The sequence below is a fragment of the Mesorhizobium shangrilense genome (assembly GCF_028826155.1).
Taxonomy (GTDB): domain Bacteria; phylum Pseudomonadota; class Alphaproteobacteria; order Rhizobiales; family Rhizobiaceae; genus Arvimicrobium; species Arvimicrobium flavum.
On sequence record NZ_JAQGPN010000001.1, the window covers coordinates 51,989 to 67,972 of the forward strand.

Here is a 15,984-nt window from a genome sequence, read left to right on the forward strand (position 1 = left end):
CGGGCTTCTAAAGCGTTTCCGTGACAAAATACAGACGGATTTGTCGGAGCCAGCGCCCGTACTGGTCGCGCCACGCATGTGCGCCGCTTTCCGCGCCTCACACGGGCTTGCGCAGCGCCTGCACGTGCAGTTCCCGCACCTGCCGTTCGGCCTTGCCCGAGACATCCTTGCGGTTCGTGGCGGCCGTCACCTCGAAAGGCTCGCCGAAATGCAGCTCGATGTCGATGCCGCCCTCCTTCAGCAAGGTTCGCATGTGCGGGACGAGATCGGCGTCGCCGATCCAGGTGACGAGCGGCATGTGGATGCGCTGCATCGGCATGCCATGGAGGCGCGTGTAGGCGATCGCAAGCGGCTGGATGACCACGCGTTCCGCCGCACCCTCGTCGATCGCCACCTTGGCAGCGCCGAAGAGCGTACTCTTGAAGGGAATGACCATGTTGCCGTCCGATGTCGACCCCTCGGCGAAGAGCACCATGGCGTCGCCGGAAGCGAGCCGCCGGCCGATCTCGCTGGCCTGCTCGCCGGACTTCCGCTTGCGCTCCCGCTCCACGAACACCGTCCGCTGCAGGCGCGCCAGCGTGCCGATCATCGGCCAGCCGGCCGTCTCCGACTTGGCGATGAACGACACCTGGGCGACGGAGCCGATGGCCATGATGTCCGTCCAGGAAACATGGTTGGCGGCAATCATCAGCGGCCGCTCGTCGGACATGGAGCCGCGGACGCGGACACGGAAGCCCAGCGCCTTCAGGACCATGCGGTGCCAGATCATCGGCGTCAGCGCATAGTGCGGATGGCCGAGCTTCAGCGCCAGGTACTGGACAGGGGCCAGCACCAGCGTGACGGACGAAAACATCGCCAAAGCGAATATGGTGCGCAGTGCGCCGATCATCGCACCAAAACCGGTTCCGTGTTGCCAGCCTTTCGCTAGCGAAGATCGCGGCGCATCACAAGCGCGCCCGATCTCGCGCCGCCGCCATGTTCGTAGTAGGCGGGCCGCTTGCCGACCTCGCGGAAGCCGAGCCGGCGATAGAGGCCGAGCGCCGGGGCATTGGATTCGTCGACCTCCAGGAAAAGCGCCTCGGCGCGCTCATGGTGAAGCTCCCGCAGCACCGCGTCCATCAACTGCCAGCCAAGTCCGCTGCGCCTCGACGCCCGCGCCACCGCAACGGTCAGGATCTCGCCCTCGCCCGCCGCAAGCCGGGCCAGCACGAAACCCGCCGGGCCCCGCCTGGCATTGCCGACTTCGCGCACGACATAGCCGAAGACGGTGTCCTGCGCGAGCAGCGACTGGAACTCCTCCTCGGACCAGGGCCGCCGGAAGTCCTCCCGATGGAGTTCGGCGATGGCCGGCGTATCGGCGAGCGACAGCCGCTCCACCACGAAATCGCGCTTGCGAGAGGCCACGAACGGCAGGCGCATCAGTCGCCACGCCTCGGCAGAATGAAGCCGGCCTGCGGCTTGGCGTCCGGCGCGCGCAGGTAGAGCGGCGCGGGTCTTCCGGCATCAGCCGGATCCTTCGCCGCGGCAAGGCGGGCATAGACGCCGATATCGGCCGTCGCGCCTTCGAAACCGCTCAATGTCGCCCCCTCGATCAACCCCGCGATCCTCACGGCTGCCGAGCCCGCCAGAACCGACCGGCTCTCAGACGCATGGTCCGCCGCCTGCTCCAGCGTCATCACCGCTGGATCATAGCGCGCAGCGCCGAATCGATCGTAAACGCCGACATAGATCCCGTCGCGTCCCGCATCGATTGCCGCCATGATGTCGGCGTCGTTCCAACCGCCGGCCCCGCCTGCCCTCGCCTCGGCGGCGATGGCCTCGAGCGTGGTCACGCCGATCGCCGGGACCTTCAGGGCCAGCGCAAGGCCCCGCGCCGTGGCGACCCCGACACGGACCCCGGTGAAGGAGCCCGGGCCTACGGAGACCGCGATAGCTCCCACATCCCCATAGGACGCACCCGCAGCGACGAGAGCGACGCCGATGACGTCCATGAGATGCTCGGCGTGCCCCTTGCCGAGGTCGCGCACCTCACGGCCAAGCTCGCCGCCGGCTGCTGCGTCATAGAGGCATGCCGCGCACAGGCTGGCCGCACAGTCGATGGCGAGGATGATCATTGCTTGCACACCGCCAAGTCCGCCCCCTCCACCACGCTACGCGTGGTCCCCCTCCCCCGTAAACGGAGGAGGATCAAGGTCGCGGCGACGGCGCCGCTGCGGGTCCTCCCCTGCGAAGCGGGAGAGGGGGACCATGCAAGGCATGGTGGAGGGGGCATCATGGGGATGGCCGTATTAGCTCCCGGCAGCCGCCTTCAGCTCCAGCCGGCGCGCATGCAGGACCGGCTCCGTGTAGCCGTTGGGCTGCGCACGACCGAGGAAGACCAGGTCACAAGCTGCGAGGAAGGCGATCGAGCTGTCGAAGGAAGGGGCCATCGGGCGGTAGAGCGGGTCGCCGGCGTTCTGCTGGTCGACCACGGCGGCCATGCGCTTCAGGGACTCCATCACCTGGTCGCGGGTGCAAACGCCATGGTGCAGCCAGTTGGCGATGTGCTGCGAGGAAATGCGCAGGGTCGCCCGGTCCTCCATCAGCCCCACATCGTTGATGTCGGGCACCTTGGAGCAGCCGACGCCCTGGTCGACCCAGCGCACCACGTAGCCGAGGATACCCTGGCAGTTGTTGTCGAGCTCCTTCTGGATGTCCTCCGGCGTCCAGTTGGGGCGCGCGGCGACCGGAATCGACAGGATATCGTCCAGGCTGGCGCGCGGGCGGCTCTTCAGGCTCTCCTGCACCGCATGAACGTCGACCTTGTGGTAGTGCGTCGCGTGCAGCGTGGCCGCCGTCGGCGACGGCACCCAGGCCGTGTTCGCCCCCGCCTTGGGATGGCCGATCTTCTGCTCCAGCATCGCGGCCATCAGGTCGGGCATCGCCCACATGCCCTTGCCGATCTGGGCGCGGCCCTCGAGCCCGCAGGCAAGCCCGATGTCGACGTTCCGGTTCTCGTAGGCGGCGATCCAGGCCGACTGCTTCATGTCGCCCTTGCGGATCATCGGACCGGCTTCCATCGAGGTGTGGATCTCGTCACCGGTGCGGTCGAGGAAGCCGGTGTTGATGAACACCACCCGCTCCTTGGCGGCGCGGATGCACTCCTTGAGGTTGACCGTGGTGCGGCGCTCCTCGTCCATGATGCCCATCTTGAGCGTGTTGGCGGGCATGCCGAGCGCAAGCTCGACGCGGCGGAAGAGGTCGTCGGCGAAAGCCACTTCCTCGGGACCGTGCATCTTCGGCTTGACGACGTAAACGGAACCGGCCGGCGAGTTCGCCTTGCGGCCGTTCTCGCCGACGTCGTGGATCGCCATCGCCGCCGTGACCATGGCATCGAGGATGCCCTCGGGAACCTCGTTTCCGTCGCGGTCGAGCACCGCGGGATTGGTCATCAGGTGGCCGACATTGCGCACCAGCATGAGCGAGCGGCAGCGCAGGTTGAAGGTCGAGCCGTCCGGCGCGGTGTATTCCAGGTCCGGATTGAGCTTCCGGGTAAAGGTCTTGCCGCCCTTGGAGATCTCCTCCGTGAGGTCGCCCTTCATCAGGCCGAGCCAGTTGCGGTAGACGGTGACCTTGTCCTCGGTATCGACTGCGGCGACGGAATCCTCGCAGTCCATGATCGTGGTGATCGCGGCCTCCAGCCAGACGTCGGAGATGTGAGCGGCGTCGGACTTGCCGATCGGCGAGGTCGCATCGATCAGGATTTCGATATGGATGCCGTTGTTCTTCAGCAGGAACTGCGTCGGCTTGGCCGCGTCGCCGAGATAGCCTGCGAACTGCTCCGGCTTCTGCAGGCCGGCCACCTTGCCGTCCGCCATGGTGATCGCAAGCGCGGCGTTCGACACGGCAAAGCTGCGCACATCGTTCCAGCCCGCGCCGGCCAGCGGGACCGCCTCGTCGAGGAACTTGCGGGCCCAGGCGATGACCTTCCCGCCACGCACCGGATTGTAGCCCTTGCCCTTCTCTGCGCCATCCGTCTCGGGGATGGCGTCGGTGCCGTAGAGCGCGTCATAGAGCGAACCCCAGCGGGCGTTCGCCGCATTCAGGGCGTAGCGGGCGTTCATGACGGGCACGACGAGCTGCGGTCCGGCTATGGTCGCGATCTCCGGATCGACGTTGGCGGTCGCCACTTTGAAGTCCGGTCCCTCGTCCACGAGGTAGCCGATCTCCTTGAGAAAGCCCTTGTAGCTCTCGAGGTCGATCGGCCCGCGGTTGGCGCGGTGCCACTGGTCGATCCGGTCCTGGATCTCCTCGCGCCGGGCCAGAAGCTCGCGGTTCTTCGGCGAAAGGTCGTGAACGATGGCGGAGAAGGCGGACCAGAAGGCCGGGTTGCCGATGCCGGTTCCAGGCAAGGCCTCGTTGGCCATGAAGTCGTGGAGCTCTCGCGCGATCTTCAGGCCGGCGATCTCGATGCGATCCGTCATTCCACTCTGCTCCCGCTTGTCTCACCCGATGTGCGCCGCACTTGGCATGGCGGCGAGCACGGGTCAATTCGCAGCTTGTCGCATCGGGTCGGCCGTAGGGTCGAAGCCGGGTGTGGACTACATGGTCCAGAACACCATCCAGACGGCCATCGCGATCATCATCAGGTTTTCGGTGAGCGACACGAATCCCAGCGGCACCTTGCTCGAGCCGCCGACACAGGCGCACTTCAGCTCGCGCTTGTCGATGTAGACGGCCTTGAAGACCGAGACCGCGCCGATCGTGCCAATGAACAGGGCGATGGGCACCGAGAGCCAGATCAGCGCGCCCGACACCATCAGCACGCCCGCAACGAGCTCCCCATAGGGATAGACGTAGGAATAGGGCACATAGCGCTTTGCCAGCAGGTCGTAGTTCAGGAACATGGTCGAGAAAGTTTCGACATCCTGCAGCTTGAGCATCGCCAGGATACACATGCTGAAGGCGATGAACCACTCGGCGGCGTGGATGGTGACCAGGCTGCCCATGGTCGCCCAGCTCACCGCAAGCGCCATCAGCGCCGCCGTTGCGAAGACCGCCAGAACGGGCCGATAGCTGACCGTGTCGGGATCCGCGACTTTCAAGCCGAAATGGCGGCGTAGATCGTCATGGCCGCCGATGCGCTCGCCATCGATGAAGGTCTGCGGCGTCGTCTTGACGCCGTGCTCGGCCTTGAAGGCGTCCGTCTCGGCGCGTGTCGTCAGCCAGTGGTCGTCGAGCTCGTAGCCCTGGCGCCTGAGCAGGTCGACGCTCTTCAAGCCATAGGGGCATGTGTGTTCGGGCATCACCATCCGGTAGATGGTCGCCCTCTTCGCCGGTCTATGCAGCATGCCGGGATCTCCGCTCGCTTGGGTTCCAGCACCAGATAAGGTTTCCAGTTACTGGAAGGTCAAGGGTGGGTTCTGTACGGTCGAAACGCAGCAGGTCCGGATTTGTGCCGCTCCGGGAACGCGCTTACCCTTCCCTTGTGGGGAGGATCGCTGAGATTCATGGATCGAAGCGACGGGGATTGAAGCGGGTAGAGCCGACTGGATGCTCGTTCGCTGACCCCATACCGTCCTCACACCGCCACGCGCGGACGACCGGTCGCCGTCGCCACGATATTCGCCTCGACGAAGCTGCGCTGGCCTTCGACGGTCGCCGTGCGGATGTCGCGGGTGATGGTCAATTCGGCGGCATCCGTGCCGGCCTCGGCGGCGCGTTCCGATGCACGCCCGCGCACATCGGCCTCCGCCGCAGCAAGTGCCTCGCCTTCGTCGAGGAAGTCGCGAACCTGATCGCCGGAGGAAAGCCTGAACAGGCCCTCCTTCGGCTGGCTGACCAACGCCTCCGCCGTGACCCGCACCTGGCCGACAACGGCGCCCAGCGCATTGGCGACGTCGGTATCCTCCGGCACGATGCACTTGTTGCCCACCAGCGGCGGCAGCGCCGCATAATGCAGCGGCGCGGATGCGCCTAGCCCGATCACCGGGCGATCGAGCCAGACCGAAACGCGAGCGATGCCGTCGTGGCCGTCCACCGCCCGCTGAACCAGCGCGTGCGCCACGGTTGCGGCGCCATCGAGTCCGTCCTCCTCGAACGCGGTTTCGAGCACGACCTCGGCCGAAAGCCTGGTGAGAGCAGCGAGCACCCGCTCGCTGATGGCCTCCGCGGTTTCAGCGATCGGCTGTCCCCGACCGTCACGGCGGCGCGCGAAGAGTTCGGCGACCATGCGGCCGGCGACGGCATTCCAATTATCCTGCCTGCCCAGGGTATGGGCCGCATCCGACGGCGTGAAGCCCACGACATGGACCAGCCCGCGGGCAACAAGACGATGCAACGTTGCCTGCTGGGCGTTCGACGACAGCAGCCTGTCGAGCGGCTGGGGGACGGCGGTGATCAGCTCGAAAAGCCTGCCTTCCGCAGGGTTCAAGCCGGCGGCCAGCCGGTCCGGCACGCCCGTGCGCATGGCGAAGCGGCCGTCCATGCGGCCGGCATTGGGCGCGCGGAGGTGGCGCTCCAGCGCCTCGATGACGGCATCCGCGTGGTCGACTGCGGCCAGCGAGACGGGCACAACCCGACGCGGCCCCAGCAGGATCCTCGGGTTCAACGCACCGTCTTCCAGAGCCACTTCCGAGTCGCCGCCCAGACCGAAGGTGCGCATCGCGACGGCCTCGACCATGGTGCGATAGCCACCGACAGTAGCGCCTTCCGGGTCCAGCCGCGGCCGTCCCTTGTCGAGTACGGCGACGTCGGTCGTCGTGCCTCCGATGTCCGAGACGACCGCATCGTCGAGCCCGGTCATGTGCCGCGCCCCTACCAGACTGGCGGCGGGGCCGGAGAGGATCGTCTCGATCGGCCGCTGGCGGGCGAAGGCTGCCGAGACGAGCGCGCCATCGCCACGCACCACCATGAGCGGTGCGCGAATGCCGCGTCCATCCAAAAAGCCCTCGGTCGCAGCGACGAGCCGATCGATCATCGAGATCAGCCGGGCGTTGAGCAGCGTGGTCAGCGCCCGGCGCGGGCCGCCCAATTTCGAGGAAAGCTCGTGGCTCGCCGTGACGGGCAGGCCGGTGCGGCTGCGGATCAGATCACGGGCGGCTATTTCGTGCTCGGGGTTGCGCGTCGAGAAATAGGCGCAGACGGCGAAGGCCGAAACGTTGACCGCAAGCTCGGGCAATGCCTGTTCCAGCGCCGCCAGATCGAGCGCCGCAGCATTGCCGTGCACATCATGACCGCCAGCGCAGAAGACCACGGGATCGTCGCCCAGCGCGGCCTTCAGTCCGTCGCGCGCGAGGTCTTCCGCGCCGAAGCCGATCATGATCAACGCGACGCGACCGCCCTGCCGCTCGACCAATGCGTTGGTGGCGAGCGTCGTCGACATCGAGGCGAGCTTTATCTGGGAGGGATCGATCGCCGCGTTCGCCAATACGGCCTCGACCGCGCCGGAAATGCCGACGGCAAGATCGTGCCGGGTGGTCAGCGCTTTCGCCTTGGCGACGACCGTACCCTTGCCTGCGGGCTGCTCCGACCACAGGACCGCGTCGGTATAGGTGCCGCCGGTGTCGATGCCGAGGAAGAGGGTGGAGGGGGAAGCGTTCATTGCAAGATCGATCGGATGGATGACGCGGAGGGCCTGCCGACCTGATAGGCCATGCGACGCGCCGGCGATAGTCGCAGCCATTGCGCCAGATCAGCCCGGGCGCCCGCGATCGCATCGGGTGGCGGGATGAGGTCTACCCCACCCCCACATACCGCTTGATCAGCGCGTGATCCTCCCGCAGCCGCTCCACCTCGACCGTCTCGCGGTTGCGGCCGTTCTCGATGAAGGCGACGCGGTCGGCGACCGGCAGCACCGCGTCGACGCGCTGTTCGACCAGGATCGTCGAGACGCCCCGCTCCCGCAGTTTGCCGACCGTCTCGCGGATCCTGGCGATCATCGATGGCATCAGGCCCTCGGTCGGTTCGTCGAGCAGAAGCACCTCCGGCTCCACACAGAGCGCGCGCGCCATCGCCAGCATCTGCTGCTCGCCGCCGGAAAGCGTGCCCGAACGCTGCTTCAGCCGCTCGCGCAGGACGGGGAAGAGATCGAGCACGGCATCCCGCGTCGCCTTGCCCTTGTTGCGGGTCATCAGGCCGATCTCGATGTTTTCCGCCACCGTCATCTCGGAGAACAGTCGGCGCCCCTGCGGCACATAGGCGATGCCGGCCCTCGGGACCTCGTGGGCCGGCAGTTTGGTCAGTTCCTTGTCGCCCAGCCGGATCGAGCCGGCGCGCGCCGGAAGCAGCCCCATGATCGCCTTGAGTGCGGTGGTCTTGCCCGCCCCGTTGCGCCCCAGCAGACAGAGAACCTCCCCCCGCCGCAGGTTCAACGACAGGCCATGCAGCACTTGCACTTCGCCGTAGAAGCAGTCCAGTTGCGAGACGGTGAGGATGTCAGCCATGGCCGCTGCCCCCCAGATACGCGCGCTGCACGTCGGCGTTGGCGCGGATCGCCTCCGGCGTTCCGTCGGCAAGAACCCGGCCGGCGTCGAACACCGTGATCCGATCGGCCAGCGCCATGACGACGGGCATGTTGTGTTCAATCAGCAGCACGGTGGCGGTCTTCGCAATGTCGCGGATGAGCCCGATGAAGTTCTCTATCTCGGCATCGGAGAGACCCTGCGTCGGCTCGTCGAGGATCAGGAGGCGCGGCTTCAGCGCCAGTCCCATGGCGACCTCGAGCAGGCGCTGATGGCCGTAGGAGAGTGCGCCGGCGCGCGTGTCGCGGCGATCCTCTAACCCGGTGCGATGCAGCGCCTCCAGCGTCCTGGCCTCGAGCGCACGGGGGCCGCGCTTTTCGCCGGAAGCATCGAGCAGCGCACGCTCAGCAGCCAGCGCGACATTGTCGAAAGCGGCCAGGTTGGCGAAGACGCTGGTGATCTGGAACGTATAGGCGATGCCCCTGCGAACCCGCTGGTGCGCGGGAAGCCGCGTGATGTCCTCGCCTCGGAACTCGATGCGTCCGGCGCTCGGCGCGATGCGTCCGCACACCAGGCTGACGAAGGTCGTCTTGCCGGCGCCGTTGGGGCCGATGATGGCGCGCACTTCCCCGGGCATGACTGTGAAGTCGACGGAATCGACCGCCTTCAGCCCGCCGAAGCTGCGACCGAGGCCGGAGGTGACCAGCAAAGGCCTTGTCTCGTCGGCGTTCACGGCAGCCACCTTGCCCAGCGGTCCCTCGCCGTGCCGAGCACGCCCTTGGGGAAGAACAGCACGAGCCCGATAAGCGCGACGCCGACGATCAGCAGGTAGGCGCTGGTGTAACCGCTGGTGATGTCGACGACATAATACATGAACAGGGTGCCCACGATCGGCCCCAGCGTCGTCGCCGCGCCGCCCAGCAACACCCAGAGCAGCGGCAGGATCGAATACTGCACCGAGGCGAACGTCGCGCCGACATGGCCGAACAGCAGCGCATAGGCCGCTCCCGCGGCCGCGCAGATCGCCCCCGAAACGATGACCGCCCCCAGCTTGTTGGCGAAGACGTCGTATCCCAGCATCGTCGTACGCATCTCGTTCTCGCGGATCGCCACCAGAACGCGGCCGAACGGGGCCGAGACGAAGCGCAGCGTGATCAACAGAACCACCGAGAACAGCAAGAGCGCGGTCATGTAGCGCGTCGCCGGGTCGGCGAGATCGACATGCAGCCCGCCTATGTCGAAGCTGCGCAGCTGGCGGTCGAGCACGAGGCCCTCGTCGCCACGCGTCCACTGGCTGAAATAGAGGATCGTCAGGTAGATCACCTGCGCGAACATCATGGTCACGATCATGAAGGCCACGCCGGTCGTGCGCAGCGCCAGAAGCCCGATGCCCACGGCGAGGACGGCGCCAGACGCCACGCCGGCGACAAAGCCGACGGGGGCGCTCCAGCCCAGATGCAGCATGGTCAATCCCGCGCCATACATGCCGGCGGCGAAGAACATGGCGTGGCCAAGGCTCAGCAGCCCTGCGTAGCCGAAGAGGAAATTGTAGCCCATGGCGAAGACGGCGAGCACCATGACCCGCGCGAACACGCCATGATGATACTCCGGCAGCACGAAATTCAGCGCGAACAACAGCGCAATCGCGCCCGCGTGCAGGGCAAGGCTCTTCGATCCGCTCATTTGACTGCCGTGCCGAACAGCCCAGTCGGGCGAAAGACGAGGACCAGGGCAACCAGCAGCGTTGCGATCATCTTGGCCAGCGTCGGCGAGAAGAAGACGGAGATGATGCCGTCGGAAAGGCCGATCAGCAGCGCCGCGATCAGCGTGCCGCGCAACGACCCCAGCCCACCGATGATGACGACGATGAAGGAGAGCAGCAGCGGGTCGCGGCCCATTAGGTAGTGGGCCTGCTGGATGGGCACGATCAGCACGGCGGCCACGGCCGCCAGCATCGCGCCCAGCGCGAAGACGCCGCCATAGACGCGGTCGACCGGAATGCCGAAGGCCTGCGCGGTCTCCCGGTCATATTGCGTGGCGCGCATGACGAGGCCGATGCGGGTGCGCGTCAGAACCAGCCAGGTCGCGAGGATGAGCAGCGCCGACGCGGCGATGACGGCGAGCTTGTAGCCGGAATAGCCGAACCAGGGCAGCAGGACGCGATAGTTGAACGGGGCCTCGACGGGCCTCGCGTCCGCCCCATAGAGGGACAGCGCCAGCTGCTGCAGGATGTAGAGAAGGCCGATGGTGGCGACGATCGTGGCCTCGGGGTTGTATTCGAGGCGACGCAACACGAGCCGCTCCGCCGCGAAAGCGATGGCTCCGACGATCAGCGGGCTGATTATCAGCGCGGCCAGAAAACCTACGGCCGGATGTCCGCCGAGCAGCGACGCCACCCACCAGGCGATGACGGCGCCCAGCATGAAGAACTCGCCATGCGCGACATTGACGATGCGCATGACGCCGAAGACCAGCGACAGGCCGAGCGCCGTCAGCGCCAGCACAGCGGCTGTGACGAGGCCTTCGAGGGAGGCTAGGAAGAGGTGGGGACCGAAGGACATTTATGCATCCTCGCCAGCGATCGGCGGCCACCGGCGGGCGGTGTGGAAGATCGCTGCAATCCAGATCGTATCGCTGCGGATCTCATAGACGATCCGGTAGCTCGGATGAGGGATGAGTTCCCGGCTACCTATCAATTTCCCCTCGCGCGCAGAAAGGGGAAACCGCCTAATTCGATCTATCGCTCGGTCGAATGTAGCGTTCAGCCTGTCAGCCGCAGCGGGATCATGGGCGGCAACATACTCGAATATCTCCAGGCGATCCGCCTCTGCTTCGGGCGTCCAACGTATCCTCACGCGGTCTTCCTACTTGCGCCGCGAAGAGCTGCAACACGAGCGGCAAATTCGGTGCGCACCTCTTCATCAGACCGGCCAATGCCCGCATCGATGGAACGGCGCGCTCTTTCAATCTTGCGCCTGTAGTAGTCATCATAATCAAGTCGACGGATGCTTTCCTCGACATAATCGCGCATGAATTCGCGCACGATCTGCGACGCCGGCCGATCGGCGGCTGCAGCAGCCGCCATGAACGCCTCGCGCAATTCAGGCTCCAGCTTCATCGTGAAGACGGCTTCCTTGGCCATGGCTCGGCTCCTTCTCGGTACTGACGACGTATATACGCCGTCAGTACCTTCCTGACCAGCGCGATGGCTACAGCGGCATCGTCGTGTAGTCGCCCTCGGGCTCGTACATGCCGTCCTCGATCGAGGTCCGGTGCACGACCGTCAGCTTGCCGCTCTCGAGCTTCGAAATATTCTGGTGGCCGAAGACTTGGTGGATCTTGCCGTTGAAGACCTTGTCGCCCTGGGGATGCTCCGGTCCATCCTTGAACTCGGTCAGCGCCTCGGTCGCCTCGACCAGCTTGGCGCGGTCCTCGGGGTCCTTGTAGCCGCTGTCCTCCATCGCCTTCTTGATGACGTAGAGCGTCTCCCAGCAGCCGAACATGTGGGCGGCGGTCGAGACGTCCTTCGGGTCGTCCTTGGAAGCGCCGTTGTCGTCGATGCCGACGGCCTCGCGGTAGGCCTTCTGCGCTTCCGAGTCGTTCGCCTGCGCGTAGCGGGGCGAGCCCTCCCAGAAATGGCTGCCGCCCAGGAATTCCAGCCCCGGGCTGTTGATGTCGACGGCCTCGAGGCTGTCGATGAAGCCGAAAAGCTGCGGGCCGGAGGAACCGTAGAACTCGCCGAGTTCCTTGACGAAGGTGAGCACCGCGGGGCCGACCATGACGTGGTAGAGCACTTCCGTGTCCGTCGGAATCTGCGGGAGATATTTCGTGAAGGAGCTTTCCGTCGGCGGAATGGCGATCTGCGCAAGCACGTCCGCACCCTGCGCCTTCAACGCCGGCGGCAGGTAGTCCCGGTGGTCGTAGCCGAAGGCGTAGTCCGGATAGATCATGGTGACCTTCTTGCCGAGATTCGCCGCCATCCAGGGCGCCACCGACGTCACCTGCGAGCGCACGTCGGTGATGCCCGGCTGCAGGCACCAGCGGTTCATCTTGCCGGAAGCGACGTGATAGCCCTCGCTGACCACGTAGTAGGGGATCTTGAGCTCGCCGGCGGTCGGCGCCGAACCCATCACGACATGGCTGAACAGCGTGCCGTAGACGAGGTCGCACTTGTGCTGCGTGGCAAACTTGCCGACCACCTCGGCGCCGCGTGCCGGGTCGGTGCCGTCATCCTCGGTGATGATCTCGATCGGCCGCCCGTTGATGCCGCCGGCGTCGTTGATCTTCTTCACGGCCGCCGCCGTCGTGCGCTCGTACCAGCGGCCATAGGCGGCGCCGATGCCGGTGCGATGGGCCTGGAAGCCGATCTTGATCGGCGCAGAACTCTGCGCCTGGGCATAGCGCACGTAGCCCGGCGCCATGCCGATGGCGGCGGTCGCCCCAAGTCCCGCCAGAGCGGTGCGGCGGCTCACCTTCGCATTCGAAAGGCTGGTCCTGTCACGCGTATCGGTCATGCTGATCCCCTGTTCCCTCAATGCCCATGACGTCCGGCAAAGCCATCCGGATGAACGGCGCGAATGCGCGTCGATGATGTAAACCATCATTGCCGGGAGCCGGCAAGACGCTGCGTCAACCGGCTGTGGGTGTCGACAGCAACCAGAGCCCGAAGACGGTGTAGCCGATCATCAGAAGCGTCAGCGGAAGCTGGCTGAGGGCGGCCGCCCTCGCGTCCGCATAAAGCCGCGCGGCAAGCCCATGCGCGATAAGCACCGCCAACACGTGGCCCGCTATGATGGCGCCAGCCTGCAGGTTCCAGACGATCCATGCGGCCCCGGAGCCCGCGGCGATCCCCGCATGAACATGGCCGCCGGCCGTGCCGAACAGGTTCCAGCCCCGCGCGAACGGGTCGGAAAGCGCGATCCCGGCGTATTGACCGTTCACCAGCAGCGCGGTGAGGTAATGCGACAAGTGGTAGGCCAGCGCGATCGGAACGATCGACCAGACGAGCAGCCCGGCCGCCTTCGCATAGGCGACCCTGTCGCCCGCCAGCCGCGCGCCCATGGCGACGGAGGCGAAGTAGGCTCCGGCAAGCCCCAGAAACGCGAGCGCCAAGCCAACGGAATTCGTCCCCATAACCGCTGTGCGTCCCGGAAATTCCAGCGGGTTCACTCCATTCAGCCCTAGCCAAAAGAAGGTCTTCGACAAACCGTCGAAGGAGACGGAACTCAACGCCAGAAGGAGGAAGGCGACGCCGCTGAGGGGCAGCGGATCGGCCTCGGAAAGCCCGGCGCCCGGCCAGCGCAACGCCAACCTCTTTCCGCCACCCGCTTTCGGTTCGCAGCCCAGCATCGCGAAGCGGGAAAGCATGGCGAAGAACGCGCTCAGGAACTCCCCGCGCCGGCTCCACTCGGCATGTCCGAAGGCCAGCATGGCGGCGAAGGTCGCCAGCCAATAGATCCCGACGACGAAGGCCAAGCGCGCGGGATCATCCGGCGCCGGATAGATCAGCTCGAACCAGGCAAAGGCGGCTAAGAGGAGGAATGCCGGCCAATAACCCCAGCGCGCCGGCATCCTAGTCGGCTTGAGCCTGAAGACGCGGTGCGCGATCTTCCACGGCCCGTACCACGGATCGAGCCATGTCCAGACGTTGCCCACGACGCCCTGGACGAGGGTGACGCCGACCCAGAGCAATGTCCAGACCGTCAGTGGCAGCGGGTTGGAGAGGGGATCGCGGCTGCCGAACAGTCCGGCGAGCAACAGCATCGCCATGAAGGAGAAGGACAGCAGGCTGACGACTGCGCGCGACCTCTCGGGACATGCAAACAACCACAGCCGCATTGCCGCTGCGCGTACGACCAGCCGTTCCGGCAGGACGAGAAGGGCGAGGAAGCTCGCCGCGACGGCGACCGCGCCCCCGACCAGATAGTGCCCGGTAGGCAGGAGCAGGACATGTCCGCGCTCGGACGCATGGGCGAAGGCCTGGTCGGGGAGGAGAACGACGAGAGCGATGGCGCTCCAGAGCAAGCTCGCGCGCCCCCCTGGCCTGCAGGCCATCTCCCTCCCGAGGGGGGTATGAGGCGCCGTCCGAAAGCCCAATTTCCGCCCGCCGCCTTACACAAAGACCTTGTGAGCCACGCGGGCCTCGTCGCCGAAGATGCGGATGTAGCGCTCGATTTCCTTCAGGTCGCCCGTCGCCTTCTCGGGATTGTCCGACAGCTTCACGGCCGGCCGGCCGTTCGCTTCCGTCACCTTGCAGACCAGCGAGATGGCCTTCAGGCCGTCGGTCTCGACGGGCGCGCAATCCTCGAAGTCGTTGGTGAGATTGGTGCCCCAGCCGAACGACATGCGCACCTTGCCCTCGAAATGCCGGTAGGTCTCGATGATGGTGTCGACATCCAGCCCGTCGGAGAAGATCAGCAGCTTCTTGCGCGGATCTTTTCCCCTCTTGCGCCACCAGTCGATGATCCTTTCGCCGCCCTCGATCGGAGGTGCGCTGTCCGGGCGGAACCCGGTCCAGTCCGCCACCCAGTCGGGCGCGTCGCGCAGGAAGGCCGCGGTGCCGAACGCATCGGGGAGCACGATGAGCAGGTTGCCGCCATAGTAGCGCTGCCAGTCCTGCAGGACGCTATAGGGTGCGGCGCGCAGCTCGGTCTCGTTCCTGGCCAGCGCGCCCAGCACCATCGGCAGCTCGTGTGCATTGGTGCCCAGCGCCTCGAGATCGGTGTCCATGGCGAGCAGCACATTGCTGGTTCCCGTAAAGGCCTCGCCTATGCCCTCCTTCAACGCCTCCACGCACCAGCGCTGCCAAAGGAAGCTGTGGCGACGCCGCGTGCCAAAGTCTGAAATGCGGATGCCCGGCAGTTGCCGCAGCTGCTCGGTCTTGGCCCACATCTTGGCCTTGGCGCGCGCGTAGAGCACATCGAGTTCGAACGGCCCAAAACCTTTCATGGCGGCACGCGAGCGCAGTTCGTTGATGATGCCGAGCGCCGGGATCTCCCACATCGTGGTGTACTTCCACTTGCCGTGGAAATGCAGCTCGTACTGACCGTTCCGCTTCTCCAGCTCGTATTCCGGGAGCTGGAAGTCCTCCAGCCAGGCGAGGAACTCCGGCTCGAAGATCTGCTTGCGGCCGTAAAAGGTGTTGCCGGCCAGCCAGATCATCTCCTTCTTCGACATGCGGAGCGTGCGCGCATGGTCGAGCTGAGCGCGCAACTCCCCTTCGTCGATCTCGTCGGCCAGCCTGACCGGGCTGCGATTGATCAGGGAGAAGGTGGCGTCGACCTCCGGATACATGCCCCAGATCATCTGCAGCATCAGCAGCTTGTAGAAGTCCGTGTCCAGCAGGCTGCGGATGATGGGATCGAGCTTCCATGTATGGTTGTAGACGCGCCTGGCGATGTCAGTCTGGGCCATGCTCTGCGATGCCTTTGCAAATACCTCCCGTGCGGGCAGCCGCCGCGCACATGTCGCCTATAGCATCAAATTGCAGGCGTGCGCCCCCTTCCCCGCCGTGGCACGACAGAAAGGGGAACCGTCAGGCCAC

The 15,984-nt window shown here is 66.0% G+C and carries 15 protein-coding genes; all 15 read right to left on the reverse strand.

Annotated features, from left to right (window positions below):
* Window positions 1–97: 97 nt before the first annotated feature.
* The gene (gene olsA / locus PD284_RS00240; RefSeq protein WP_274626233.1) at window positions 98–889 is read right to left on the reverse strand and encodes a lyso-ornithine lipid O-acyltransferase; all 792 of its coding nucleotides are present in this window, start codon (window positions 887–889) and stop codon (window positions 98–100) included.
* Between the two features lie 35 nt (window positions 890–924).
* On the reverse strand, window positions 925–1,419 hold the full coding sequence (gene rimI / locus PD284_RS00245) for a ribosomal protein S18-alanine N-acetyltransferase (RefSeq protein WP_274626234.1): 495 nt from the start codon (window positions 1,417–1,419) through the stop codon (window positions 925–927).
* A complete protein-coding gene (gene tsaB, locus PD284_RS00250) occupies window positions 1,419–2,114 on the reverse strand; it encodes a tRNA (adenosine(37)-N6)-threonylcarbamoyltransferase complex dimerization subunit type 1 TsaB (protein ID WP_274626235.1) in 696 nt (231 codons plus the stop codon). The genes rimI and tsaB overlap by 1 nt, the downstream gene beginning before the upstream one ends.
* A gap of 174 nt (window positions 2,115–2,288) precedes the next feature.
* Entirely contained in the window at window positions 2,289–4,463 is a 2,175-nt protein-coding gene (locus PD284_RS00255) for a malate synthase G (protein ID WP_274626236.1), read from the reverse strand.
* 117 nt (window positions 4,464–4,580) lie between these two features.
* Window positions 4,581–5,330, reverse strand: a complete 750-nt coding sequence (locus tag PD284_RS00260) for a glutaredoxin (protein WP_274626237.1) — start codon at window positions 5,328–5,330, stop codon at window positions 4,581–4,583.
* A 230-nt stretch (window positions 5,331–5,560) separates the two neighbouring features.
* Window positions 5,561–7,582, reverse strand: a complete 2,022-nt coding sequence (locus tag PD284_RS00265) for a hydantoinase/oxoprolinase family protein (RefSeq protein WP_274626238.1) — start codon at window positions 7,580–7,582, stop codon at window positions 5,561–5,563.
* 133 nt (window positions 7,583–7,715) lie between these two features.
* On the reverse strand, window positions 7,716–8,423 hold the full coding sequence (locus tag PD284_RS00270; RefSeq protein ID WP_274626239.1) for an ABC transporter ATP-binding protein: 708 nt from the start codon (window positions 8,421–8,423) through the stop codon (window positions 7,716–7,718).
* Window positions 8,416–9,174: an ABC transporter ATP-binding protein gene (locus PD284_RS00275; protein ID WP_274626240.1), complete on the reverse strand. Its 759-nt coding sequence runs from the start codon at window positions 9,172–9,174 to the stop codon at window positions 8,416–8,418. Before PD284_RS00275 ends, PD284_RS00270 begins: the two co-directional genes overlap by 8 nt.
* The gene (locus tag PD284_RS00280) at window positions 9,171–10,124 is read right to left on the reverse strand and encodes a branched-chain amino acid ABC transporter permease (RefSeq protein WP_274626241.1); all 954 of its coding nucleotides are present in this window, start codon (window positions 10,122–10,124) and stop codon (window positions 9,171–9,173) included. Before PD284_RS00280 ends, PD284_RS00275 begins: the two co-directional genes overlap by 4 nt.
* Window positions 10,121–11,002 (reverse strand): branched-chain amino acid ABC transporter permease, encoded by an 882-nt coding sequence (locus tag PD284_RS00285; protein WP_274626242.1) that lies wholly within the window; start codon window positions 11,000–11,002, stop codon window positions 10,121–10,123. Before PD284_RS00285 ends, PD284_RS00280 begins: the two co-directional genes overlap by 4 nt.
* Window positions 11,003–11,296: a type II toxin-antitoxin system RelE/ParE family toxin gene (locus PD284_RS00290; protein ID WP_274626243.1), complete on the reverse strand. Its 294-nt coding sequence runs from the start codon at window positions 11,294–11,296 to the stop codon at window positions 11,003–11,005.
* A complete protein-coding gene (locus PD284_RS00295) occupies window positions 11,293–11,583 on the reverse strand; it encodes an antitoxin of toxin-antitoxin stability system (RefSeq protein WP_274626244.1) in 291 nt (96 codons plus the stop codon). Before PD284_RS00295 ends, PD284_RS00290 begins: the two co-directional genes overlap by 4 nt.
* A gap of 67 nt (window positions 11,584–11,650) precedes the next feature.
* Window positions 11,651–12,955, reverse strand: coding sequence for an ABC transporter substrate-binding protein (locus PD284_RS00300; protein ID WP_274626245.1), 1,305 nt, complete (start codon window positions 12,953–12,955; stop codon window positions 11,651–11,653).
* A gap of 115 nt (window positions 12,956–13,070) precedes the next feature.
* Window positions 13,071–14,465: a hypothetical protein gene (locus PD284_RS00305; RefSeq protein WP_274626246.1), complete on the reverse strand. Its 1,395-nt coding sequence runs from the start codon at window positions 14,463–14,465 to the stop codon at window positions 13,071–13,073.
* A gap of 87 nt (window positions 14,466–14,552) precedes the next feature.
* The gene (gene pncB, locus PD284_RS00310; protein ID WP_274626247.1) at window positions 14,553–15,854 is read right to left on the reverse strand and encodes a nicotinate phosphoribosyltransferase; all 1,302 of its coding nucleotides are present in this window, start codon (window positions 15,852–15,854) and stop codon (window positions 14,553–14,555) included.
* Window positions 15,855–15,984 lie beyond the last annotated feature (130 nt).